The sequence below is a fragment of the Saccharothrix saharensis genome, assembly GCF_006716745.1.
GTDB classification, from domain to species: Bacteria; Actinomycetota; Actinomycetes; order Mycobacteriales; family Pseudonocardiaceae; genus Actinosynnema; species Actinosynnema saharense.
Genome location: NZ_VFPP01000001.1, coordinates 8414505 through 8439025 on the forward strand (window position 1 = coordinate 8414505; position 24521 = coordinate 8439025).

Annotated in this window: 20 protein-coding genes; 11 read left to right on the forward strand and 9 right to left on the reverse strand. The window is 73.9% G+C overall.

Annotation, left to right across the window (positions count from 1 at the left end):
• The first annotated feature begins 271 nt into the window (after positions 1 to 271).
• On the forward strand, positions 272 to 1813 hold the full coding sequence (locus FHX81_RS38180) for a S8 family peptidase (RefSeq protein WP_141983303.1): 1542 nt from the start codon (positions 272 to 274) through the stop codon (positions 1811 to 1813).
• Between the two features lie 62 nt (positions 1814 to 1875).
• On the opposite strand, the gene FHX81_RS38185 is transcribed toward FHX81_RS38180, so the two are convergent.
• The 4 genes from FHX81_RS38185 to FHX81_RS38205 form a co-directional block, all read right to left on the reverse strand.
• On the reverse strand, positions 1876 to 3333 hold the full coding sequence (locus FHX81_RS38185; RefSeq protein WP_246108176.1) for an RICIN domain-containing protein: 1458 nt from the start codon (positions 3331 to 3333) through the stop codon (positions 1876 to 1878).
• 34 nt (positions 3334 to 3367) lie between these two features.
• Complete coding sequence (locus tag FHX81_RS41545; protein ID WP_211363692.1) at positions 3368 to 4447, reverse strand: RICIN domain-containing protein; 1080 nt, start codon at positions 4445 to 4447, stop codon at positions 3368 to 3370.
• A 692-nt stretch (positions 4448 to 5139) separates the two neighbouring features.
• Positions 5140 to 5571, reverse strand: a complete 432-nt coding sequence (locus FHX81_RS38200) for a hypothetical protein (protein WP_141983305.1) — start codon at positions 5569 to 5571, stop codon at positions 5140 to 5142.
• A 15-nt stretch (positions 5572 to 5586) separates the two neighbouring features.
• Positions 5587 to 6090, reverse strand: coding sequence for a carboxymuconolactone decarboxylase family protein (locus FHX81_RS38205; RefSeq protein ID WP_141983306.1), 504 nt, complete (start codon positions 6088 to 6090; stop codon positions 5587 to 5589).
• An 84-nt stretch (positions 6091 to 6174) separates the two neighbouring features.
• On the opposite strand from FHX81_RS38205, the gene FHX81_RS38210 reads away from it, so the two are divergent.
• The 3 genes from FHX81_RS38210 to FHX81_RS38220 all read left to right on the forward strand — a co-directional run bounded on the left by FHX81_RS38210 (position 6175) and on the right by FHX81_RS38220 (position 9597).
• Positions 6175 to 6660, forward strand: a complete 486-nt coding sequence (locus FHX81_RS38210; RefSeq protein WP_141983307.1) for a MarR family winged helix-turn-helix transcriptional regulator — start codon at positions 6175 to 6177, stop codon at positions 6658 to 6660.
• A 128-nt stretch (positions 6661 to 6788) separates the two neighbouring features.
• Positions 6789 to 7253, forward strand: a complete 465-nt coding sequence (locus FHX81_RS38215) for a PaaI family thioesterase (protein ID WP_246108177.1) — start codon at positions 6789 to 6791, stop codon at positions 7251 to 7253.
• Between the two features lie 457 nt (positions 7254 to 7710).
• Positions 7711 to 9597 carry a DNRLRE domain-containing protein gene (locus FHX81_RS38220; RefSeq protein ID WP_141983309.1) on the forward strand — a complete coding sequence of 629 codons (1887 nt, stop codon included), beginning with the start codon at positions 7711 to 7713 and terminating at the stop codon, positions 9595 to 9597.
• Between the two features lie 4 nt (positions 9598 to 9601).
• Here the strand turns inward: FHX81_RS38220 and FHX81_RS38225 are convergent, their stop codons facing one another.
• From FHX81_RS38225 to FHX81_RS38240, 4 genes are all read right to left on the reverse strand, one after another.
• The gene (locus FHX81_RS38225; protein WP_141983310.1) at positions 9602 to 10090 is read right to left on the reverse strand and encodes a (2Fe-2S)-binding protein; all 489 of its coding nucleotides are present in this window, start codon (positions 10088 to 10090) and stop codon (positions 9602 to 9604) included.
• Complete coding sequence (locus FHX81_RS38230) at positions 10087 to 10932, reverse strand: FAD binding domain-containing protein (RefSeq protein ID WP_141983311.1); 846 nt, start codon at positions 10930 to 10932, stop codon at positions 10087 to 10089. The genes FHX81_RS38225 and FHX81_RS38230 overlap by 4 nt, the downstream gene beginning before the upstream one ends.
• Positions 10929 to 13283 (reverse strand): xanthine dehydrogenase family protein molybdopterin-binding subunit, encoded by a 2355-nt coding sequence (locus FHX81_RS38235; protein WP_246108178.1) that lies wholly within the window; start codon positions 13281 to 13283, stop codon positions 10929 to 10931. Before FHX81_RS38235 ends, FHX81_RS38230 begins: the two co-directional genes overlap by 4 nt.
• 87 nt (positions 13284 to 13370) lie before the next feature.
• Positions 13371 to 16286: an AfsR/SARP family transcriptional regulator gene (locus tag FHX81_RS38240; protein WP_141983312.1), complete on the reverse strand. Its 2916-nt coding sequence runs from the start codon at positions 16284 to 16286 to the stop codon at positions 13371 to 13373.
• 228 nt (positions 16287 to 16514) lie between these two features.
• On the opposite strand from FHX81_RS38240, the gene FHX81_RS38245 reads away from it, so the two are divergent.
• The 6 genes from FHX81_RS38245 to FHX81_RS38270 all read left to right on the forward strand — a co-directional run bounded on the left by FHX81_RS38245 (position 16515) and on the right by FHX81_RS38270 (position 22744).
• A complete protein-coding gene (locus FHX81_RS38245) occupies positions 16515 to 17753 on the forward strand; it encodes an MFS transporter (RefSeq protein ID WP_141983313.1) in 1239 nt (412 codons plus the stop codon).
• Between the two features lie 47 nt (positions 17754 to 17800).
• Entirely contained in the window at positions 17801 to 20230 is a 2430-nt protein-coding gene (locus FHX81_RS42750; RefSeq protein WP_211363693.1) for an ATP-grasp domain-containing protein, read from the forward strand.
• 36 nt (positions 20231 to 20266) lie between these two features.
• Positions 20267 to 20974: a DUF6875 domain-containing protein gene (locus FHX81_RS38255; protein ID WP_141983314.1), complete on the forward strand. Its 708-nt coding sequence runs from the start codon at positions 20267 to 20269 to the stop codon at positions 20972 to 20974.
• 246 nt (positions 20975 to 21220) lie between these two features.
• Positions 21221 to 21484: a hypothetical protein gene (locus FHX81_RS38260; RefSeq protein WP_141983315.1), complete on the forward strand. Its 264-nt coding sequence runs from the start codon at positions 21221 to 21223 to the stop codon at positions 21482 to 21484.
• Positions 21485 to 21527: 43 nt separating this feature from the next.
• Positions 21528 to 22103: an RNA polymerase sigma factor gene (locus FHX81_RS38265; protein ID WP_141983316.1), complete on the forward strand. Its 576-nt coding sequence runs from the start codon at positions 21528 to 21530 to the stop codon at positions 22101 to 22103.
• Positions 22100 to 22744 (forward strand): hypothetical protein, encoded by a 645-nt coding sequence (locus tag FHX81_RS38270; protein ID WP_141983317.1) that lies wholly within the window; start codon positions 22100 to 22102, stop codon positions 22742 to 22744. The genes FHX81_RS38265 and FHX81_RS38270 overlap by 4 nt, the downstream gene beginning before the upstream one ends.
• A gap of 198 nt (positions 22745 to 22942) precedes the next feature.
• On the opposite strand, the gene FHX81_RS41010 is transcribed toward FHX81_RS38270, so the two are convergent.
• Positions 22943 to 23110 (reverse strand): hypothetical protein, encoded by a 168-nt coding sequence (locus tag FHX81_RS41010; RefSeq protein WP_170232322.1) that lies wholly within the window; start codon positions 23108 to 23110, stop codon positions 22943 to 22945.
• A 100-nt stretch (positions 23111 to 23210) separates the two neighbouring features.
• On the opposite strand from FHX81_RS41010, the gene FHX81_RS38275 reads away from it, so the two are divergent.
• Positions 23211 to 24275 (forward strand): outer membrane protein assembly factor BamB family protein, encoded by a 1065-nt coding sequence (locus FHX81_RS38275; protein ID WP_141983318.1) that lies wholly within the window; start codon positions 23211 to 23213, stop codon positions 24273 to 24275.
• Positions 24276 to 24521: the final 246 nt, after the last annotated feature.

Here is a 24521-nt window from a genome sequence, read left to right on the forward strand (position 1 = left end):
GGGCGGTGCGGACCTCCGAACTTCTTGCCCCACAACGGTCACCGTCGGTGGATCGGGCGGGCCCTGACGCCGAAGAAGTGCGGCTTGGCGCGGCGGTCGGCGCAAGGTCGGCGTGATCCTGCGACCGTAGGGATGGGGGCCGGTGCGGCTGCTCAGGTGAATTCGCGCGCTGTTCAGCCGCTTCCCGCGCCCGACCGGTGCGCCCGGGCGCGGTCCCTCCGTACCGTCTGGCCGGTCCGTGATCCACCCCCGATGCCTCAGGAGGGCAGCGTTGAGATCACGTCCCAGACCCACCACGCTGGCACTCGTCACGACGGCCGTCGTCGCGGCCGCGACCGCGCTCACCCCGACCGCGTCCGCCGACACCACCGGAGCCGTCGTCACCGTCGCCGGGGCCGAGGCCGTCCCGGGCAGCTACGTCGTCGTGCTCCACGACGGCGTGGCGGCCACCTCGGTCGTCGACGCGCACGGCGGCCAGATCCGCGACGTGTGGACCCACGCGCTGAACGGCTTCGCCGTCACCGCGACCGCGAAGCAGGCCGCGAAGATCGCGGGCGACCCCCGCGTCGCGCTCGTGCAGCAGGACGTCGTGGTCACCGCCGCCGCCACGCAGAGCCCCACGCCCTCCTGGGGCCTGGACCGCATCGACCAGCGGAACCTGCCGCTGGACAACTCCTACACCTACCCCACCACGGCGTCGAACGTCACCGCGTACATCATCGACACGGGCATCCGCACCACGCACGCCGACTTCGGCGGCCGGGCCACGTGGGGCGCCAACACCAGCGGTGACGGCAACGACTCCGACTGCCACGGCCACGGCACGCACGTCGCCGGCACGGTCGGCGGCGCGGCGCACGGCGTGGCCAAGGCGGTCAGGCTGGTGGCGGTCAAGGTGCTCAACTGCGCCGGGTCCGGCACCACGGCCGGCGTCGTCGCGGGCGTCGACTGGGTGACCGCGAACCGGTCCGGCCCGGCCGTGGCCAACATGAGCCTCGGCGGCGGCGCGCAGCCCGCGCTGGACACCGCGGTCGCCAACTCCATCGCCTCCGGCGTCACCTACGCGGTGGCCGCCGGCAACTCCAACGCCGACGCGTGCGGTTACTCCCCGGCCCGCGTCGCGGCGGCGCTGACCGTCAACGCCTCCGACCGCAACGACGCCCGCGCGAGCTTCTCCAACTGGGGCACCTGCACCGACCTGTTCGCGCCCGGCGTCGGCATCACCAGCGCCTGGGCGACCAGTGACACCGCGACCAACACGATCAGCGGGACGTCGATGGCGTCCCCGCACGTCGCGGGCGTCGCGGCGCTGCACCTGGCGGCCGACCCCGGCGCCACGCCGGCCCAGGTCAGCGCGGCGATCCTGAACGCGGCCACGCCGAACGTGGTGCAGAACCCGGGCACGGGCTCGCCCAACCGCCTGCTGTTCGTCGACAACGGCGGCACCCAGCCACCCGGCAAGGTCGCGCTCAACCGCTACCGCAAGGGCAGCGACCACGCCAGCGCCACGTCCGCGCCCGCCGGTTACGCCCTCGAAGGCGGGATCGGCGCCGTCGCCACGGCCGCCGCCCCCGGCACCCACCCGATCTACCAGTGCCTCGTGCGCGGCTGGGACTACATGACCTCGCCCGCGGCCAACTGCGAGGGCACCGCGGTCGTCGGCGTGATCGGCTACCTGCTCGACGCCCCGGCGTCCGGCGCGAACCACCCGATCCACCGCTGCCGCGTGGCGGCCAACGGCAACCACTTCGACTCGCCCGACGCCAACTGCGAGGGCCAGGTCGTCGAGGGCGTCCTCGGCTACTCGGTCTGAGCCGGACCCCCGGCGCCGGGCACGAGGCCCGGCGCCGGGGCGCGGTCACGTACGCACGACCGTCAGACGGCCGTGCGCGACCACTGCTGGTTGGTGCCGGTGTTGCACGTGTACTGCTTGAGGATCGCGCCGTCGGCGGTCGAGGCGGCCGGCACGTCCACGCACTTGCCGCTGTGCCGTGCCCGGAGCTGGAACCAGCTGCCGTTGGCGACCATCTGGAACTGCTGGTTCGTGCCGCTGCCGCAGGTGTACTGGACGAGCTCGGCGCCGTCGGCGGTGGACGCGCTCACCACGTCGAGGCACTTGCCGCTGTGCCGGCTGACCAGCCGCCAGTAGCCGCTGCCCGCGTCCTGGAACTCCCATTGCTGCCACGCGTTGCCGCTGTAGGTGTACTGGCCGACGCGGGCGCCGTTGTCGGTGTTGGGCTGCTGGACGTCCATCGCCTTGCCGCTGTGGCGCACGTCGACCCGGTAGTAGGTGGCCGGCGGGTTCGTGGAGCCGTCGCCCCAGGCGTACCGGATCCGGTCGGCGCCGGAGGTGTTGCGGATGGTCAGGTTGAGGTCGGTGCCGCTGCCGCTCAGCGCGTACATCGAGTACCAGTCGTAGCCGATGGTGCCGGGCTTGCCGCCGAGGGCGGGCCAGTAGGTGCCGCCCATCCGGTTGTCCCGCATGACCTGCGCCATGGCGCGGATGTGGCGGACGAAGTTGTCGGTGCTGTTGGCGTCGCCGTAGTTCAGGCCGGTGGACATCGGCGCGCCGAACTCGGTCGCCACCGCGCGGGAGGCGCAGTTGCCCAGCCGCGTCTGGATGTGGCCGCGGAACTGGTCGTAGGTCATGTTGCCGTAGAAGAAGGCGTAGTGGTGGAACGACAGCAGCGTGGAGTTGAAGCGGCTGTCGTTGCAGATGTCACGCAGGTCCTGGCTGAAACCGGTGCCGCCGATGAGCACCCGGCCGGGCACCGCGGAGGTGTGGTAGCTCAGCCAGTTCGCCGCGACGGTGCGCCACTCCGCCGAGGAGTACCCGTGCGGCTCGTTCATCGGCTCGAAGTAGACGTTGGGGTTCGAGCCGTAGGTGTTGGTCACGCTGGACCACATCGTGTTCCACGCGGCGAGGTTGGTGATCCGGCCGCCGGAGGCCGCGCCGTCCTCCCAGTAGGCGAGGATGACCTTGAACCCGCGTTCGGTGGCGGCGTCGATCGCGCCGCGGTAGGCGTTCCACCACGTCGTGTTGGCCACGGTGTGCGTGTTGACGGGCAGGCGCACGGTGTTGACGCCCATGGTGGCGGACATGTCGTCGTAGAGCGCGTTGGCCTTGGCGCGCACGGTGGCGTTGCTGTCGGAGATGCTCAGGCCCTGCACGACGAGCGTGCCGGTGCTGAAGTTGTCGCCCAGCACGGCCCAGTTCATGCCCCGGAACTGGCTGGTGGCGGCACTGGCGGGCGCCGCGAGGGCGACGAGGCTCGCCGCCGCGGTGAACGCGGTCACCACCAGGGCGACCAGTGATCGGAGGATTGGTGTCATCAGGGTGTGTCCCATCGCTCGTTCCGGACCGGGCTCAGGCCTGCGCGCGGCTCCACTGCGGGTTGGCGCCGCTGCCGCAGGTGTACTGCTGGATGTCGGCGCCGTCACCGATGCCGGAGCCGACGACGTCGAGGTACTCGCCGCTGTGCCGCGCGACGAGCCGGAAGTAGCTGCCGACGGCCTGCCACTGCCACTGCTGGTTGGCACCGCCGCCGCAGGCGTACTGGATGACGTTGGCCCCGTCGGCGGTGGAGGCGCTCGCCACGTCCAGGCACTTGCCGCTGTTCTGGTTGACGACGCGGACGTAGCCGTCGCCCGCGTCCTGGAACCCCCACTCCTGGTTGCCTCCGCCGTTCCACGTCCACTGCTTGACCTCGGCGTTGTCCGCGGTGGAGGCGGAGACGACGTCCATGACCCGGCCGCTGTTGCGGTTGGTCACCCGGTGGGCGGGCGCCGAGCCGGGCACGTCGGCCACCGGCAGGATCGTGCCGTGGCGGCAGCCCGGGCAGGTGATCCGAGCCAGACCGGACCAGGGGTCGAGGTTCGAGCTGGTGGCCGTCCAGATGCCGCCGTCGGTGTACTTGTCGACCCAGATGCGCCAGGAGCCGTCGGCCGTGCGCAGCACGGCCGGGCCCTCGTAGCCCGAGCTCCACAGCCGGCCCCGGTTGCTCCACCCGCTGGTGAGGCTCGCGCTGGTCCAGTGCTCGACGTACTTGGAGGTCTCGTTCTCGGCGAAGGCGTGGTACGTGCTGCCGGACTTCACCACGTAGGTGTCGATGTGGTTGTAACCGAGGCCACCCATCTGCACCGGCCCGTCCCAGGACGTCAACGCGCTGTTCCGGGCGGTGAAGACGGAGGGGCGGAAGCACTCGGAGCACGTGGTCTGCGCGATGCTCACGACGACCCGGACGGTGCCGCCCTCGACGTAGAACTCGGGCGCCCGGGTGAACCGGGTGGTGGCGACGCCGGAGTTCACGGCCGCCACGTGCGTCCAGTTGACGAGGTCGGGGCTGGAGGCGATGGTGAAGTGCGTCGAGTTCGTGGTCCACGACTGGACGGTGTGGGCGATGTAGTAAAGCCCGTTGTGCCGGATGACACCCGGGTCGCGCAGCACGCCCGGACGGGCCGCGGTGATGCGTGTCGGCCAGCACGCTGAAGTTGGTGCCGTCGGTCGACGAGTAGACCCAGAGCTGCTGGTCGGCGGCGGCGTCGCCCGTGAACGTCGTGTAGACGTAGCCGGACGCGGCCTGTGCGGGAGGTGCGACGGCCACGGCGGTGCCGGCGACCGTGAGCGCGGCCAGGCCGAGCCGGGCCGGCCAGTGCCTGACGTTCGGGTGTCTGTTCACGGGTGATCTCCCCGGGTCGGTGGAACGGGGGCCGCTGCGCAGCCGCGACCGACGTCGATGCCGTGCGGGGTGCTGGAAGAGGGCGGCGCGGGTTTATCTGTCCGAAGTGGACTGCCCGGGGGTGGTCGCCTCGCGGCCGACGCTCGGTGGCGCGGCGCGGCGTGCCCCGCGGGAGGGTGAAGAGTTCATCGTTGATCTCCTCGGGATGCCGACGATGCGCCGGTGGTCGTGACGCGGGCGGCGGCCAAGCGTCGTCACGACGGCGCGCCGCAGGGCGAGAACGCCGACGGCCCATCGGCAGTTGCCCGGCGCGGCACCGCCGCCGACTTGCGTCGACGGCGCTCCGGCGGGTGAAGAGCCCGCGATGTTTGCGTTAACATCGGAGCGGTCATAGTGTGCGAGGAAGCACGCGGCGGTGTCAAGGGTGTGACGCCCGGCCGCTGCCGACCGCGTCGCGGTGTCAGACCGCCGGCACCGGCGGTCCGGCGACCGGTCGCTCACCCGGCGCGTCGCCGTCGACCCCGCCGCCGACCGCGATCACCTCGGGCACGAGGAGGTCGGCCACGGGCACGGCGGTGTCCTCCACCTCGGTCGCGTTCAGGTCGGCGTGGTCGGCGTAGAACGGCTGGGCGAGGCTGCCGGACAGCGTTGCGCCGACGTGGTCGGGGGCGCACTCGTCCTGCCGCACCCGGGCGGTGAGCCGCAGGTCACCGTGGAGCGTCCCCCCGACCGTGTCGGCGCGCACGGCGCGGCGGAACGCCGGCGTACCCGCCGGTCGCCCGAGGCCGTCGGCCGCGACGTCGCAACCGCACCGGTCCTCGCCCGGCGGGTGGTCCAGGGTGGACAGCGGCAGCGGGATGTCCCGGCGACCTCCGACCGCGGTCGACGGCACCGGGTCGGTGCGCGGTCAGGCGCGCACCAGACGGTTGCCCAGGGTGGACATCGTGTACGTGCCGATGCCGAGCACCACCTCCAGCGCGTTGCGGGTGGTGAAGCCCGCGTCCAGGAACTCCGCCAGCTCGTCCTCCGGCACCTCGCCCGCGGTGGCGAGCACGCGGAGGGTGAAGCGGCGCACCGCCTCCAGCCGCGGATCCGCCAGGGGTTCACCCGCCCGCAGGGCGGTGATCTGCTCCGGTGCGGCGTCCAGGTCGCGCAGCCGGCCGGTGTGCATGGCGACGCAGACCCGGCAGTCGTTGCGGGTGGCGATGGTCATCACCACCACTTCCCGGGCGAGCGGGTCGAGCGTGCTCTTCTCGAACAACCCGCTGGCGTGCAGGAAGCCGCCGAGCATCTCGGGGGACTCGGCGAGCAGCGCCACGGCCGGGGGCAGGTGGCCGAGGTGCGCGGCCGTGGACTCCATGAACCGGCGCGAGCCGGCGGGTGCGGTGTCGAGCGTGTGCTGGGTGAACACGGGGGACCTCCGGTAAAGTCGTCAACGTGGTTGTCGAAACCGTAAACCGGGTTGTCGAGTTTGTCGAGTGCCGGGAGGGCCGTGATGCCTGACCGGCCCGTTCGGGGTGCCGCCGAGCCGCCGGGCTTCGAGCTGCCGCTGCTGCTGTTCGCCGGTTTCCGGTCGCTGATCGACCAGCTGCACGCCGAGCTGGCCGTGCGCGGGCACCCCGACCTGCGGCCCGCGTACGGGTTCGCGATGCAGGCGATCGGCGTGCGCGGCGCGACCGCCACCGAGATCGGACGACGCCTCGGCGTCTCGAAGCAGGCCGCCGGCAAGACCGTGGACCGGCTCGAGGCGCTCGGCTACGTGGAACGCGTCGACGACCCCGGCGACGGTCGGTGCAAGCTGATCCGGCTCACCCCCCGCGGGCTCGACTCACTGGCCCGGGCGGCGGAGGTCTTCGACGAGCTGCGGGCCCGGTGGGTGGAGCGCCTGGGCGCGGACGGTGTCGCGCGGCTGGAGTCGTCCCTGCGCACGGTCGTGCCCGACGCCGGTTTCCCGGTCGACGTGCCCGGCTGGTTCGGTTGATCACCGGCGGCACCGGTCGGTCGGGCGGGGAGCGGGCTGGATCGACCGCCGCCGCAAGCCCGGCACCGGGGCGCGTCCACCGGTACCGGGACACCGTCGCACCACGTCGTCCGCCTATTGTGGACGTTGTGACCAGCATCCAGGAGCGCCTGTACCCGACCCTGCCGTGCTTCGGCTGCGGCCACGGCAATCCCGATGGGCTGCGACTGCGCAGCTACCCGGCGCAGGACGGGCTGGTGACCGCGACGTTCACGCCGTGGCCTGCGCACGACAACGGCCTGGGCTTCCTCAACGGCGGCATCATCTGCACGCTCCTGGACTGCCACAGCGCCGCCGCCGTGATGCTGGAGGCCGAGCAGCGGGGGTGGGAGCCGCTCGGGGACGCCGCCCTGTCCTACGTGACCGCCGGCCTGGACGTCCGCTACCTGAGGCCGGCGCCGCTGACCGAACCGGTGGAGCTGCGGGCCGTGGTCACGGCGTCGTCCGAGGCGGAGATGACCGTGGACGTCTCGCTCGTGTGGGACGGCAAGAACCGTGCCGAGGCGACGGCGCGCTGGAAGCGGTGGCGGCCCCGGGCTGCGGTCGGCGGCTGAGCCCGTGCCACGAGCGGGCCACAGTGGACGGAGAGCACCCGGGTCGGATCGTCATCACCCGGTCCGGTGAATGCCCTGGCCCAGGTCGCTCGCTCCCCACGCCGGATTGATCAGCTCGTTGAGGCTGCCGTTGGTGTGAAGGACCTCTTCGCGCCAATCGCCGAACATGTCGCTGGAGGACGGGGGAGTTGCCCTGGGCGGCGTCGACCGCGCCGTACTGCGGTGTTGTCGAACGCCACGCCGGCGTGGGGGACCGTGCCGTTGACGCTCGGACCGGCCGGTCGGCCGTTGGTGCGGCGGATGTCCAGGGGTGCCCTGGGAATCCTCCCGGACGTGCCGGTCCGGCCTCCGAGCGCGGGGGCCGCGAAAAAACGCCCCGGTCGAAAGCGGCGGCGTGCGCGAGGATGGCCGCGGTCGACCCGCGACGGGTTCGGCCACCGCACCCCGAGGGAGACCCATGGTCAAGCGAAGATCCCTGCTCGCGCTCGGCGGGGCGGTCGTCGTCGCGCTCTCCGCGTTGCCCGCGACCGCGACCGCCGCGCCGCACCACAGCCGGCTCAGTCCCGTGCTCGCATCCCACACGGACTCCGCCGCGCCGCACACCGCGTTCGCGTGGAGCGGTCAGGACGTGCCGTTGGGCAGGTCCGAGGCGGACGGCCGGCCGCACGTGTCCCGCGTGTACCTGACGTTCGACGTCACCGCGTTCGCGGGCGCGCGGATCAGTGCCGCCACGCTGCGCTTGCAGGAGAGCACGACCGCCGACTGCGCCAAGCGGGCGATCGAGGTGTGGGAAACGGAGACCGCCACCGCCGACCCGACCTGGGCGAACGCTCCGGAGCGGCGGCGGTGGGTGGACGACGTCACCTCCACCAGCCTGTGCGTCGCCCACCCGTCGTTCGACGTGGCGGCGGTCGTGCGCGACGCCGTCGAGCGGGGCAGGCCCAGGGCCACGCTGGAGGTCAAGGTGCCCTGGCGGTACGAGCGGGACGCGACCTACGGCCGCACGCTCTCCGGGTACCACGGCGCGGCGCTGACCGTGGAGCACAACCGGGTTCCGTCCCTCGTGGACCAGCACCGCTACCACGGTGGCCTGGCCTGCGCCACCACCGCCCCGTACCCGAGGCTGAACCAGCACTTCGTCACGCTCGAAGCGCTGCCCGCGGACCTCGACCCGGACGACCAGCGGTTCGGCTCCGGGCTCGCGGTCGACTTCGCGCTGTGGGCGCAGGACGACCCGGCGGCGCGGACCGAGCAGCGGGTGCCGGCCGAGACCACGCGGGTGGCGCGGGCGCAGTTCCCGGCGGACCTGGTCACCGACGGGCGCACCTACTCGTGGCAGGCCAGGGTCACCGACGGCGTCGACACGTCGGCGTGGTCGCCGCCGTGCCACTTCACCGCCGACGCCGCCGACCCTCCCACGCCCGCGGTGACGTCCGCCAACTACCCGCTCGACGGGTCCGGCTGGGCCCCGGTGGGCGAGCCGGGTGTGTTCACCTTCGACGGTGGCGGCGACCCGGACGTGGCCGGTTTCGAGTGGACCTGGGGCGAGTTCTCCGTGCCCGGCTGCACGTTCGGCGAGCTGGACCGGCTGATCTGCCCCGATCGGTTCGCCGAGCGGAACACCGTCCGCGCCGACCGGCCCGGCGGCACGGCCACCGTGGACCTCACCCCGTCCGGTTCCGGACCGGTCAGGCTGCGGGTCCGGTCCGTCGACGCGGCGGGCCGCGACTCGGAGCCGGCCACCTTCCTGGTCTTCGTGCCGGGCAGCGGTCCCGGGGTGTCCGTCGTGGGCGGGCCGCCCCGGTTCGGCCAGGACGTGACGCTGAGGGTCACGCCGCACGCGGACGTCGCCGCTCGCACGGTCGACTTCACCTACCGGGTCGACCAGCAGGAGCCGCGGGTCGTCCAGGCGGGCCCGGACGGCACGGCCACCGTCACGTTCCGCGCCGACCGGGAGAGCGGCCACCGGGTGACCGTGCGCAGCCGCAGCGACAACGGTTGGACGTCGGACGAGGGGTCCTGGTCGGTGCACTTCCCGCCGTGGCCGGGCGTCACGTCGGAGGTCTACCCGGACGACGGTCAGCCGCACGGCGGTGAGGGCGTGCCCGGCACGTTCACCTTCACGCCGCCGCCCGGCTGGTCCGACGTCGCCGCGTACCGGTACTCGTTCGACTACTTCGAGCCGCACACCGAGGTCGCCGCCGGTCCCGACGGCACCGCGACGATCACGTGGACCCCGCCGACGCCCGGCTGGTACAGCCTGAGCGTCTACGCGGTCCGGCCGGACGGCAGCGTCGGCACCTACGACGCCTCGTACTCGTTCGGCGTCGCCTGGCCCCGGTAGCGGATCAGGCTTCGGGCGGGGACGGCGGGCTGCCGCCGTCCCCGCCCCGCGCGGCGGCGGCGATGGCCGTGACGATGGCGTGGTAGCCGGTGCAGCGGCACAGGTTGCCGGCGATCGCGGTGCGGATCTCGGCCTCGGTCGGCTCCGGGTTGTCGCGCAGCAGCTCGGTGGCCACCGCGAGCATCCCGGGCGTGCAGAACCCGCATTGCAGGGCGTGGTGGCGGCGGAAGGACTCCTGGAGGGGGCTCAGGGACGTGGTCGCCATGCCCTCCACCGTGGTGATGTCCGAGCCGTCCGCCTGGACGGCCAGGACGCAGCACGAGCGGGCCGTCGCGCCGTCCAGCAGGACCGTGCACGAGCCGCACGCGCCCTGCTCGCAGCCGACGTGCACGCCGGTGAGGCCCAGGTCGTACCGGAGGAAGTCGGCGAGCGTGCGGCGCGGTTCGCAGTCGGCCGACCGCGTCCGGCCGTTCACGGTCACGGTGATCCTCACCCGGCCACCGCCTCTCGCAGCGCCCGACGGGTGAGCACGGCCGCCATGTCGCGGCGGTACGCGGCCGGGGCGTGCACGTCGTCCACCGGGTCGGTCGCGGCGGCCGCCGCGTCGGCCGCCGCCGCCAGCACGTCGGGCGTCGGCGCTCGGCCGCGCAGGAGGTTCTCCGCCGCACCGGCCCGGATCGGGGTCGGCCCCGCCCCCGCGACGGCGATGCGCGCGTCGGCGACGACGCCGTCGGCGAGCACGACCGACGTGAACACCGCCGTGATCGCCAGGTCGTCGGGGCGTCGGCTCAGCTCGGCCAGGCCGTGCCGGGCCGTCGAGGGCGGCAGCGGGACGCGGATGCCGGTGAGCAGTTCGCCGGCTGCCAGCGCGGTCCGGTGGCGGCCGAGGAAGAAGTCACGCGCGGCGACGACCCTGGTGCCGTCGGGGCCCAGGACCGAGAAGACCGCGTCCAGCGCGAGGAGGACCGCGGGCAGTTCCGCCGCCGGGTCGGCGTGCGCGACGCTGCCGCCGACGGTGCCGCGGTTGCGCACGGACACGTGGCCGACGTGCGTCAGCGCTTCGGCCAGCAGCGGCACGGTCCGGCGCACGACCGGGGACGTCTCGGCGGCGCGCAGCCGGGTCAGCGCGCCGAGCGCCAGCGCCGGGCCGTCCTGCTCGATGCGGGTCAACGGCAACCGGGACACGTCCACCACGACCCGCGGCCGGCGTGACCGCGCGTTCAGCAGCGGGATCAGGCTCTGGCCGCCCGCCAGCGCGACCCCGCCGCCGCGCAGCGCCTCCACCGCCGCCTCCGCGCTGGACGCCCGCACGTAGTCGAACGGCGCGGCCTTCACCGGTCGCTCCCGGCGCGGATCGCGGCCAGCAGGTCCGGCGGTGTGATCGGCAGCGACGTGATCCGCACGCCGAACTCCGCCAGCGCGTCCTGCACGGCGTGCGCGATCGCCGCACCGCCACCGATCACCCCGGCCTCCCCGGCGCCCTTGAACCCGCCCGGGATGTGGTCGGCGGGTGTCTCCATGTGGCTGATGCCGAACGGCGGCACGACGGTGGCCGTCGGCAGCAGGTACTCGGCGAACGACCGGGTCAGCGGCTCGCCCGAGGCGCCGTAGGCCAGCCGCTCGTACAACGCGCCGCCGATGGCCTGCGCCGCGCCGCCCTGGAGCTGGCCGTCCACGATCATCGGGTTGATCACCGTGCCGCAGTCGTGCGCGATGAGGTAGCCCAGCAGGTCCACCACACCGGTCTCCACGTCGACGGAGGCCAGCACGGCCGTGCAGCCGAACGCCGTGGCGACGTTCACCGGGTCGTACACCTCGCGCTCGTGCAGCGTCGGCGCCTCGTCCTCGGGCAGCACGCCGTGCGGCCGCCGGTAGGCCGCGTCGCCGATGTCGGCGAGGGTCACGGTCCGCCCCGGCACGCCCTTGACCGACACCACGCCCTCGGAGATCACCAGGTCGTCCGGCGAGGCCTCGAACACGTGCGCGGCGATGCGCAGCACCTTGGCGCGCAGGCGGGTCGCGGCGTTGAGGACGGCCGCGCCGCCGACGGCCGCGGCCCGGCTGGCCGCCGTGCCGTACCCCGTGTAAGGCGCGGAGTCCGTGTCGCCCGAGACGACCGTGACGTGCTCCAGCGGCACGTCGAGGACGTGCGCGGCGACCTGCGCCAGCGCCGTGTGGATGCCCTGTCCCATGGACGTCTGCCCGGTGTGGACGCTGACGTGCCCGGTCGAGTCGATGCGCACCGCGGCTTCGTCGAACCCGGAGTGGTCCAGGCCCGACATGTTCACGATCCGGGACGGCGCGAACGCCGACACCTCGTTGTGGAAGGCGTAGCCGATCCCGATGTGACCACCGCGGGCCCGCGCGTCGGCCACCCGTTCCGCCCACCCGGCCCGGCGCACGGCGTCGCGGCACAGGTCGAGGCACTCGGCGTACCGCCCGCTGTCGTAGACGAACACCGGGCTCTGATGGGGGAAGTCGGTCACGAAGTTGCGCCGCCGCACGTCGTGCGGGTCCAGGCCGAGGTGCCGGGCGAGGGTTTCCACCATATGCTCGTGCACGAAGTTCGCCTTGGGCAGGCCGTAGCCGCGGTACGCGCCGTAGGGTGTCTTGTTGGTGACGACGCCGACGACGTCCAGCCGGACCGCGGGGATGGCGTACGGCCCGGCCATCACCGCCGCCGTCGTCCACACCGGGCTCAGGCCGACCATGCTGAAGTGCGCGCCCAGCACGCCGTGCACGGTGCCGCGCAGGCCGGTGATGGTGCCGTCGGCGCGGGCCGCCAGCTCGACGTCGATGCGCTGCTCCCGGGCGTGCACGGTGGCGACGAAGCTCTCCCGCCGGTCCTCGACGTACTTCACCGGCCGCCCGGACAGCCGGGACAGCACCGCGGCCACCACCTCGTCGCCGTAGAACCCCGACTTGTTGCCGAAACCGCCGCCGATGTCGGGCACGCGCACCCGCACCTTGTCCACCGCCACGCCGAGCACCTCGGCGAACAGCTCGCGGACCAGGTGCGGGCTCTGGGTGTTCAGCCACACGTCCAGGTGCGAGGTGAACGGGTCCCACGTGGCGACCGCGCCCCGCGTCTCCAGCGGTGCGCCGAGCTGCCGGGCGAACCGGAACGTCTCCCGCAGCACCACGTCGGCCCCCGCGAACGCGGCGTCCACGTCGCCCTGCGCCACCACCGCGCGGCCGGCGACGTTGTCCGGCCAGTCCTCGTGCAGCCGGGGCGCGTCCGGCGCGAGCGCCTGCTCCAGCGTCGTCACGGCGGGCAGCGGCGCGTACTCGACGTCGATCAGCTCCAGGGCGTCCTCGGCGGTGGCCCGGTCGACCGCCGCGACGGCCGCGACGCCGTGGCCGCTGTAGAGCACCTTGTCGACGGCGAGCGGGTACGTGGCCGGCTCCGGCGCGTCGGGTGCGACGCGCCAGATCACCGGCTGCGGCCGTCGCACCAGCGCCCGCACCTCCGCGCCCGTGACCACGGCGACCACGCCGGGGTGGGCGGCCGCCGCCGCCGTGTCGACGCGCACGATCCGGGCGTGCGGGTGCGGGCTGCGCAGGATCGCCGCTTCCAGCAGGCCGGGCGGCCGCACGTCGTCGAGGAACACGGCCCGCCCGGTGAGCAGCCGCACGTCCTCCGCACGGCTCACCCGTGCGCCGATCAGGCCTCCGCCCACGGTCACCCCCGATCGTCCAGTCCACCCTGGCACCGACCGGTGGAGCGGGGAAGCGCTCAGTCGGGTTACACCCGGTGCGCCCGCCGCGGACCCTCACACGCGCTGGCGGACGACTCCCAGCCCCGCACGGGCGCGGTCCTGCTCGTCCCGGTCTCCGGTCCCGGTGGCGATCCGCAGGGCGTCGATGTGCGCGGCGCGGGCGTCGTCCGGCCGGCCCGCCAGGCACAGGGCCTCGCCGAGGCCGTTCAGGGCGCTCGCCTCGCCGTACCGGTGGCCGATGTCGCGGAACCCGTCCAGGGCGGCCGTGTAGCAGCGGTGCGCCCGGGCCCAGTCGCCGAGCCGGGCGTGCACGTTGCCCAGGTTGCTCAGCGTCACGGCCACGCCGTAGCTGTGGTCCAGGCGCTGGAACAGCTCCTGCGCCCGGGAGAGGTGGCGGACCGCGTCGGGGTAGCGCCGCAGGCTCGCGCACACGTCGCCGAGGTTGGACAACGCGCTGGCCTGGCCGACCGCGTCGTCGAGCCGGCCGAACAGGTCCAGCGCGCGTTCCAGGGGCTCGACCGCGTCGGCGTGGTGACCGGGGCGGCTGTGCACGTTGCCGAGGTTGAGCAGCGCCGACGCCTCGCCGTAGCGGTTGCCCGACCTCCGGTGCAGGGCCAGCGCCTCCTCGTGCAGCGACGCGGCCTCCTCGTGCTCGCCGAGCCGTTCCTGGACGACGCCGAGGTTCGACAACGCCCGGGCCGCGCCGTGCTGGTCGCCGGTGCGCCGGTGCCGCTCGATCGCCTCGCGCAGGTGCCCGGCCGCCTGGTCGTAGTCACCGAGCAGCCGCCGCAACGCGCCGAGGTTGGTCGACGCGGCGGCCAGCATGCCGTCCTCACCCGCCCGCCGGGCGGCGCGCAACGCGCACCCGTGGACGGTCAAGGCGTCCGCGTAGTGACCGCCCTCCAGGTACCGGTACAGCGTGTTCGCCAGGTCGACCGCGAACCGCGGCCGGTCGTCGTGCTCGGCGAAGCGGCACAGGGCGACGAGCGTGGACCGCTCGGCGTCGAGCCAGGCACGTGCGGCGTCGCCGGTGGTGAACGGGAGCGGCAGCGTCACGGGGACGTCCGGCCGGTAGGGGCGGTCGGCCGGGTGGAGCAGGTCCGACGCCGCCGACGCGGCGGCCAGGTGGTGGTCCAGCAACCGTTCGACGGCGGCGGTCCGCTCCGGCTCCGGGTCGTGCTCCCCGGCCAGCTCCTCGGCGTAGGCGCGCAGCAGGTCGTGCACGGTGAACCGGCCGCCGCCCGCCGGCTGCGCCAGGTGGTTGCGCGCCAACGACTCCAGGTCCGCACGCGCCTCGTCCGGATCACGGCCGGTGAGGGCGGCGAGCGCGAACGGCGTCACGTCCGCGCCCGGGTGCAGCCCCAACCGCCGGAACGCGAGCGCGAGCCGCGGCCGCAACTGCTGGTAGGACCACGAGAACACGGTCCGCACGGCGGCGCGCACGTCGTCGCCGACGTCGAGCACGCGCAGCCTTCGCCGCCGGTCGGCCAGCTCGCCGGTCAGCTCGGCCAACGAGCTGCCCGGCCGGGACGCGGCCAGCTCGGCGGCGACGCGCAGCGCGAGCGGCAACCGGCCGCACCGCGCGGCCAGCTCGGCCGCGGCCCCCGGTTCCCCGCGCACCCGCTCGCCGATCAACGCGCGCAGCAACGCCACCGAGTCCGGCACGGGCAGCAGGTCCACGTCGACCCGGTGCGCGCCGTGCACCGCGACCAGGCCCGCCAGGCTGTTGCGGCTGGTCACCAGGACCAGGCAGCTCGACGTGCCGGGCAGCAGCGGCCGCACCTGGTCGACGCCGGCCGCGTTGTCGAGCACGACCAGCACCCGCCGGTCGGCGAGCTCGGCGCGGTAGCGCGCGGCGCGCTGGTCGGGGTCGACCGGGACGTCCGCGCCGGTGACGCCGAGACCGTCGAGCAGGCGGGTCAGGGCGTCCTCCGCCGCCACCGGCGACCGCGGGTCGTAGCCGCGCAGGTCCAGGTACAGCTGCCCGTCGGGGAACTCCGACCGGATGCGGTGGGCCCAGTGCAGCGCGAGCGCGGTCTTGCCGACACCGGCCGTGCCGCACACGACGACGATCGGCACCCCGGCCCGCCCGGCGGCCGGCACCCGGTCGAGCGCGGCGAGCTCCGCCTGCCTGCCGGTGAAACCGGCCACGTCCCCGGGGAGCTGGTTCACCGGCGCGCCGGGCGTTCGCGGTTTCGCCGGTGCGGCGGCGCTGTCCCCGGCTGGTTCTTCGAGCGCGGCCAGGTAGGCGGCGCTCAATTCCGGGCCGGGACCGACGCCGAGTTCCTCGGTGAGGTTGCGGCGCACCGCGTTGTAGGTGTCGAACGCCCGGTCGCGCTGACCGGAAGCGGTGTAAGCCCGGACGAGCAGCGCCTGCATCGCCTCGTCCAGCGCGTGCTCGGCGGCGTGCTCGACCAGCGCGGGCAGCACGTCGCGCGCCGCACCGGCGCCGATCATCACCTCGGCGTAGCGGGCCAACGCGGCCCGGCGCTCACCGTCCAGCGTGACGACGCCGGGGTGACCGGCCAGCACCGGCACGTCGGCCAGCGGACGGCCGTGCCACAGCGCCAAGGCCCGGCCCAGCAGCTCGGCGGCGTGGTGGGGATCGCCGGCCCGGGCCGGGTCGGCGCGGGCCACCAGCGAGCGGAACCGCACCACGTCCACCGCGTCCGGCGGCAGGGCCAGCGCGTACCCGTCGTCCACGGCCGGGATGGTCGTGCTCGGCGCGCGGCGACCGCGCTCGGGTTCCAGCAGCCGCCGCAGGTGCTTGACGTGCGTGTGCAGGACGTTGGTCGCGCTGGGCGGCGGTCGTTCGCCCCACAGCGCGTCGACCAGCTCGGCGCGGGTCACCGGCTTGCCGTGCGCGAGGGCCAGCAGGCCGAGCACAGCCCTGCGCCCGGCCGGTCCGAGCGCCAGCACGACGCCGTCACGCCGGACCCGCAGAGGTCCGAGCACTTGGACGGCCAGCACCCACGACCCCCATCATGCCGCGCCCGCGGCGGAATTCGGCGGCTCCAGGCTGGCACGCGGTCCAACACCACTCCAGCCGCCATCCAGACCCATTTCCTGAGCCCGACGAACGTGCGCTCGTCGGACGTGTTCCGGTCCAGTTGCCGTCCAGAGCACGTCCAGTCGGGATCGGGAGCATGGCAGTGCCCGGCGGGTCGCCGGTGGCGGGACGACCAGGGGGACGGGCGGATGCGGTTGCGGGAGCTGCACCCGAACCTCCGGTTGCGCATCGCCGTGGCGTTCGTCGAACGCGCGCTGAACACGATCATCACCCCGCTCATGGCCATCTACCTGGCCGGCGAGGTCGGCGCGGCGCGGGCCGGCCTGCTGATCGGGGCGGCGGTCGTGCTCGCGGTGGCCGCGAGCCTGGTCGGCGGGCCGGTCGCGGACGGCCGGGGCAGGCGGCTGCCGCTGCTGGTCGGCACGGCGGGCACCGCGGTCGCGTTCCTGGGCATGGCGGCGGCCAGCTCGCCGTGGTGGGGCTCGGCCCCGGCGGTGTTCGCGTTCTACGTGCTCAACAACGCGGTGTCGCACTTCGCCGTGCCCGCGAACGAGGCGATGATCGTCGACGTCACGCCGACCGGGCACCGCAAGGCCGTCTACACCCTCCAGTACTGGACGGTGAACGCCGCGCTCGCCGCGGGCGCGCTGGTCGCGAGCTTCCTCTACAGCGGGTACTTCACCGCGATGCTGACCGTCGCGGCGGCGATCGCGGGCGTGGCGGCGCTCGTGAGCCTGAAGTACCTGACCGAGACCATGCCGGAGTCGGTCGGCCGGCCCCGGTTCCGCGAGCTGCTGCGCGGCTACGCCGACGCGGTGCGGAACCGGCCGTTCCTGCGGCTCGTCGCGGGCATGACGCTGTGGCTCGGTCTGGAGACCCAGCTCGTCGGCTACATCGGCGTGCACCTCGCGCAGACCCACCCGCAGCGGCGCGAGTGGCTCGCGCTCGGGCCGTGGCACGTCCACCTGAACGGGGTGGAGGTGCTGGGCGTGCTGCGCGCCGAGAACACGCTGCTGATCGTGGTGCTGGCGGCGTTCTCGCACCGGCTGGCGCGCGGGCTCGCCGACCGGCCCCGAGTCCACCTCGGCATCGCCCTGTTCGCCGCGGGCAACGCGGCCCTGGTCCTCGCCGCCGACCTGGTCGTGCTGGTGCTCGCCGTGCTCGTGCTGACCATCGGCGAGCTGCTGCACATCCCGGTGATGCAGGCGATGCTGGCCGACCTGGTGCCCGAGCACGCCCGCACCCGCTACCTGGCGGTGTTCAAGCTCGACGTCCAGGGCGGGCTGCTGATCTCGGCCGCGGGGATCAGCGCGGGCGCGGTGCTGCCGCCGTGGGGGATGGCGGTGGGGTTCGGCGTGCTGGCGGCGCTGATCGTCACGTCCTACCGGCCCCTGCTCGCCCGGCGGGCGGTCGGCACGTCCACCTAGGCACTCACGTCACCACGAAGTCGTCATGGAGAGAGGGAAACGCCGCGATGGCAGTCAAGAGCATCGGCGACGGCCACGTCGTCGTGCTGAACCGGTGGCGCGACTCGTTCGCCGAGTACGCCCGCTACCTCGACCACGACGTCGCCCGCGTCACCTACGTCACGACCGACGTCGGCCGGGCCGCGGTGCCACCGAACGCCCGTGAGGTCGTGGTCGTCGCGGACCTGCTCGACCACGCCGAGGTGCGCGCCGCGCTGGAACCGGCGTTGCGCGACCACGGCCGCCCGGAGGCCGTGGTCGCGTTGCAGGAGAGCGACTTCGCGGTGGCGGCGGCGCTGCGGGAGGAGTTCTCCGCACGCGGCCGCACACGCGCCGACCTGCACCACTTCCTGGACAAGCACGCGATGCTGCTGGCCGCGCAGCGCACCGGAGTGCCCGTGCCGCGCTTCGAGCTGGTGACCGACGCCGCCGGGCTGACCCGGTTCGCCGGGAGGGTCGGCTGGCCGGTGGTGGTGAAGTCGTTGCAGGGCCGGGCGAGCACGGGTGTCCGGCGGCTCGACTCGGCCGACGCCGTCGACCGGCTGGACGTCCCGTTCGACGCCGAGCACCCGCTGGTGGCCCAGGAGTACCTGCCGCACCGCATCTACCACGTGGACGGCGTGCACCTCGGCGGCGGCGTGCTGGGGCCGTGGCGGCTCAACGCCTACCTGAACGTGCCGGGCGGGGTGACCCGCGGGCCGCTGGCGTTCGCGATGGGGGAGCCGGTCGGGTCGGTCGAGGTCGACGACCCGACGGTGCTCGCCGAGGTGGAGAAGTTCCTGCGGGTGCTGGTGCCCGGCATGTCCGTCGACCCGTGGGTGTTCCACCTGGAGCTGTTCCTGACCCCGGACGGCGAGTGGGTGTTCCTGGAGGTCGGGTGCCGCCCGGGCGGCGGCGAGATCCCGTTCGTGTGGCGGGACGTGCACCGCGTCGACCTGATGGAGTGCGAGTTCTCCCTCCAGTGCGGCGAGACCCCGGAGCTCGCGCCGTTCGACGCCGACGAGCCGGTGGGCGGCTGCCTGCACGTGCCGCTGGACCGGCCCGCGCCGTGCCGGGTGGTCGCCGCCGAGAGCATGGTCTCCTTCGACGGCCCCTACTCCGAGGCCATCCCCGCCGTCGGAACCGTCATCCCCCGCACCGCGGGCTCGTACGAGTTCGTCGGTGGGCGGTTCCGACACCGGGGCGGGTCGACCGCGGAGGTCGCGGCACGGGTGCTGGCGACGGCCGCGACCTACCGGGTGGTGAGCGAACCGGTGCGGGTCGCGGTGATCGGCAGCCGGGTCGAGGTGGTCCAGGCGGCGGCGGACCTCGGGCTGGACGTGACGCTGGTGCACTTCCCGGACCGCTACGACCGCCGGTCGGACGAGCTGTGCGCGAAGGTGCTGACCGCGGACCTGATCGCCGAGCCGGACCGGGTGGTGGAGCTGCTGCGCCGCGAGCACGCCGAGCGGCCGTTCACCAGGGTGCTCACGCTGACCGAACCGGGCCTGCTGCCCGCCGCGCGGCTCAACGCCGAGTGGGGGCTGGGCGGCAACAGCGTCGAGACCGTGCGGCTGCTGAAGGACAAGGCGCTCATGCGCGACCGGCTCGCCGAGGTCGGCCTGTCACCGGTCCGGTACCGGACCGTGCGCGGGGAGGAGGAGCTGCTGGAGTTCCTGATCGAGCTGGACGGGGTGCCGGTGGTCGTCAAGCCGCCGGACTCCGGGGGCAGCGACGGTGTGGCGCTGGTCGTGACGCCGCAGGACGTACCGACGGCGTGGCGCCGGGTCGAGGGGTCCGGGCGCACCGCCGTGCTCGCCGAGGAGTACCTCGACGGGCCGGAGATCAGCGTCGAGGCGTTCAGCCAGGACGGCGTCCACACCGTCGTGGCGCTGACCGACAAGGTGCTGGGCACCGGGTTCGTCGAGGTGGGGCACGCGGTGCCCGCCACCCTGACCGAACCGACGCGGCGGCGCGTCCGCGAGCTGACCACCGCCCTGCTGGACGCGGTCGGCCTGGTCGAGGGGCCGTCGCACACCGAGATCAAGCTGACCGGGCGCGGGCCGCGGATCGTGGAGTCGCACAACCGCGTCGGCGGCGACTTCATCCCGGACCTCGTCCGGCTCGTCCACGGCGTGGACCTGCAACGGCTCGCCGTCGGCGTGCCGCTCGGGCTGGTGCCCTGGCGGCCGGGACCGCGGCCGGCGGAGGGCGGCGCGGCGGTGCGGTTCCTCCTCGCCGAGCCCGGCACGGTCACCGACGTGACCGTGCCGGGGGCGCTGGACCCGGCCGTGTCGCTGACCGTCACCGCCGAGCCCGGCACCGAGGTGCCGCCGCTGCGCTGGTCCGACGACCGGGTGTGCGGGCACGTGATCGCCACCGGGGCCGACGCGACCGAAGCCCTGGCGCGCTGTGAGGACGCCGTCTCACAGGTTCGCATCGGCACCCGAGCGGGCTGACCCGCGTCACCTCACCGCACGTCCGAGAGGCATGTCATGATCGTCGACCCCGTCGACCCGAACCGCTTCCTGGTCGAGCTGTCCGACCTGCGCGGACCGCTGCCCGAGCAGGTGCGCCGCCACCAGCACGCCCTGTACTCCGTCGTCGGCTGGGCCCACCAGTACCTGGCCAGGCCGCACCCCGACCTCGGTCGCAAGGGCCCGGTGTGCCCGTTCGTGCAGGGCACCCTGGACAAGGGGCTGCTGTACCTGGCCGTCCAGCCGGGCCGACCGCGTTCGGCGGCCGAGGTCACCGACGCGCTGGCCCGCTACCGGGCGTGGTACCTGGAGCTGCGCGAGCACGCCGGGCCGGCCGCGCAGTTCCTCACCGTCCTCGTGCTGTTCCCCGACCTGCCGCTGCGGGACGCGTCCCGGCTGGTGGACGAGACCCAGTCGCGGCTCAAGGCCGACTACGTCGCCCAGGGTCTGATGATCGGCGAGTTCCACGACGGGCCGCCGCCGAAGCCGGGCCTGTGGAACCCCGACTTCCGCCCGCTGCGCAGCCCGGTGCCCCTGCTGGCGATCCGGTCCCTCGTGCCGACGGACTTCCCGTTCCTGCGCGACGACCGCGACTTCGTCGCCGCCTACCTGGACCGCGTCGACCCCGGCGACGTGCCACCCCGGTGGCGGGACGAGGTGATCGAGGTCGCCGCCCACTTCGGGCTGGTGCCCGTACCGCCGGCCCTGGACGCGTCGATCGGGTGATCGCCTGCCCCGCCCCGGTCAGGGCAGGACGCCGACGACCGCCGTCACCTGACCCGTGGGTGGTGCCGGCGACGGTCACCTCGCCGAGCCGGTCGGTCGCGCCGGGTGGCAGCGGCTGCCGGCGGACGGGGACGCCGACGATCCTGCCGTCGGTGGTGGTCTGCACCTGTCCTCGACGGCGTGCTCGACGTGCCTCGCGTTGGACCTGCACGGCATCGAGGCCGTGGTGCACGAACGGGAACCGTCGTGGAGGTCGGCGTCCCCGCCGTCGACCGCCCGCACCCCGATCTCGCGACGATGGTCGGGCAGGGCGACCACCGGGTGCTCGGCGACGGGATGTCCCCGGCTGCGCAGCGCAACGGCGACGTCCGCGTGCGCGTCGGCCTGGGACCCCACCGCACCGGCGAGAACGGGATCGCCTCCGACGCGATCCCGTTCGACGACCCGCCCGCCTCCCGGGCGTGGCTGATCGAGTCGTGCCCGGCATCGCGTTCCGGCACCGCCGCGTAACGGGTTGCCCGGATCCCCGCAACCATGTGGTGTGAGCGAGACAATGGCAGACGCGGTGGCCGGCCACGTGGAGCCACAACGGCACCCACCGCCCCGGGAACGGTCACGCGCCGCGGCGGAGTTCGAGAAGGTCTACCGGGCGCACGTCGGCCCGATCACCGCCTACTTCGCGCGGCGCAGCTCGGACCCGCAGACGGTGGCCGACCTGACCGCGGACACCTTCGTCCGGGCGATCACCTCGTTCGCCACCTTCGACCCGGTCCGGGGCAGCGCCCGGGCCTGGCTGTTCGGCATCGCGAGCCGGGTGTTCGCCGGGCACTGCGAGGCGCACAGCCGGCGTGGCGACAGCACGCGGCGGATCGCCGGGCAGCGGCTGCTCGACGCCGACGTGCTGGAGGACCTGGTCGATCGCATCGACGCGGAGCAGGCGGGAGGAGCCCTGCTCGCAAGACTGGCCGAACTGCCCCGGCTCGACCGCGAGGTCGTGGAGCTGGTGGATCTTGACGGCCTGAGCCCGAAGGAAGCGGCCGAGGCGCTCGGCGTCTCGGCGGGCGCGCTGCGCATCCGACTGTTCCGGGCCCGAGCGACACTGCGGAAGACGACAGGGATGGAACGATGATGGCCAAGTTCGAGGACCAGCTCTTCGACGACCTGATGCGCGCCCACGGGTCGGCGCTGGACACCGTGCCGGACCGCCCGGCGACGTCGCGGCGCGGCGTCGGCCGCGCGCTGGGCATCGGCGGCACGGCGCTGGGCGCGGCGGGTGTTATCGCGCTGACCGGCACGTTCTTCACCGGCGGGTCCTCCGCCTACGCGGTCACCAAGGGGGCCGACGGCGTGGTGGAGGTGTCGATCAGCGACCTCACCGGTGTGACCGGCGCGAACGAGGAACTGCGCCGACTGGGCGTGCGGGCGGTCGCCGTGCCGATGCGCGACGGGTGCGTGGACCTGGCGAGCCTGCCGGTGGACACCGCCAGCCGGGGCACCGGGATCACGGCGTCCACGGACGCGAGGAACGGCAACCGCACCGGCTCGATGAAGTTCGACGCCGACGAGATCCCCGAAGGCGACACCCTGCTGCTGGCGGCGGCCGAGTCGGCCGACAGCCTCACCCTGGGCGCCGCGTTGATCAAGGGAGCGGCGCCGGACTGCGTGAGCACGCCCAAGCGGCACGCGGGCGAGCTCCCGAACGGGGAGCGGGGTCAGGAGGTCCGGCCGGACGAGCCCACCGGGAGCGCGGTCCGGCGATCCGGGAGCTGACCCCGCGGGAACGCCCCGGGGAGGGCGTCGGCGCTCCCCGGGGCGTTCCGCCGTGCGCCGGACGGTCACGCCACGCCGCAGTCGGGCCGGTGCGCCATGCGGTTGGCGCAGGTCGCCAGGTTCGCCGTCGACCCCGATCCGGTTCCCTGCAACGTAATCCCCGCCAGGGGAGCCCCGCGGTCGCTACCATCCGTCGCGTCACCGGAGCAGGTCTTCGCCCGGTGCCGAAGGGGGAAATCGGAACGTGGTGTGGAGTCGTGGACGGGTGCGCCCGGCATTGGTCACGTTGGTCGCCGCCGCAGGGTACGTCGCTGCGGCGTGCACGAGTTCGTCGAGCGGGCCGTCCACCGCGACGACGCCGTCCACGCCGAGCGACCACGTGCCCGCAGTGGAGCTCTGGACTCCGCACGGCGGGTGGCAGCCAGCGCCCTCGGCGGCGATCGCGGCTCCGCGGGAGCGGTGGCGGGTGCCGGTCGATCCGGACGGCGCCGGCAGCTACGAGGTCGCCGACGGTGTGATCGCGATGGTGGACGGGACCGGCGGCACCGCGACCGTGCGCCGGGTCGACCCGGCTTCCGGCGAGGACCTGTGGTCGGTGCCGCTGCCCGATGTCGCCGTGCCCGCCGAGGTGGAGGTCGGTCAGGGCGGGTCGCTGGTCTCGGTGAGCAGCACGTCGGCCCCCGCGACCGTGATCCTGGACGCGGCGGACGGGCGGGTCGTGTGGCGCGGCGCCGTCAAGGGGGTCGGGTCCGGCGTCAGGACCCTCGGTGACCTGGTCCTCCTCGACGTCGGTGAGGGGACCGCGGCCATCGACGTGCCCGCCGGCGCGATCCGGTGGCAGACCCAGGCCTTCGTGGAGGTGTTCGACACGCGGCTGATCGTCGACGACTCGAAGAGCTTCGGCCTGCTGGACCCGGCGACCGGCCACCCGAGCCGGACCGTTCCCAGGGAGCTGTTCAGCGACGCCCACGTCTTCGGCGACACGTTCGTCGTCACCAGCGACCTCGATGGCCCGGAGGACTCGGTTTCCGCCTACGACTTGGCCACCGGCGCGCTGCTCTGGCAGACCCCGCTGGAGCACCTCGGCCGGGCCGAGGTCACGTCCGTGGACGACGGCACCGTGCTGGTCGACGGCGGCGACTCCGCGGGCAACGGGATGTACGTCCTCGCGCTGAGCACCGGCAAGGTCAACTGGGAGGCTGAGGGCGATGGGACCGCCATCCGCGTTGACGGGCAACCTCACGTGCTGAACGAGCGCGGTGACCGCCTGGACGTCCGCAGGGGCGTAACGGGCGAGCTGGTCGGCTCGATGCCGTCGCCGGGTGAGCGGACGCCCCGCGTCGTCGGAGGCGCCCTCTACTACGACGAGGAGGGCAAGGTGCTCGCCGTACGGCTGCCCGAACTGGTCGGCCAGTGGGAAGTCGCCCTGACCGACCGGGTCGGGGCGATCAGGACGGTCGTCCCCCGCGGGTTCGTGGTCGAGTACCCCACTGCCGGTAGCGGAGGAGAGCTCGTCGGATACGTCGACTGACCGGCACCGGGTAAGGGGACGGCCGGATCCGGGCAACCAGTGGTGTGAGCGAGACAACGGCAGACGCGGTGGTGGACCACGTGGAGCCACTCCCGGCACCCGCCGCCCGGAAGACGAGAAGGCGCCGCGGACGGGGTCGCGGGGGTCGACCAGACGAACGTCGGCATGATCACCGCCTACTTCACGCCGCAGCGTCGATCCGAGGACGGTGAACCCGCACCACATCTCCGCCCGGCCCGGGATGCC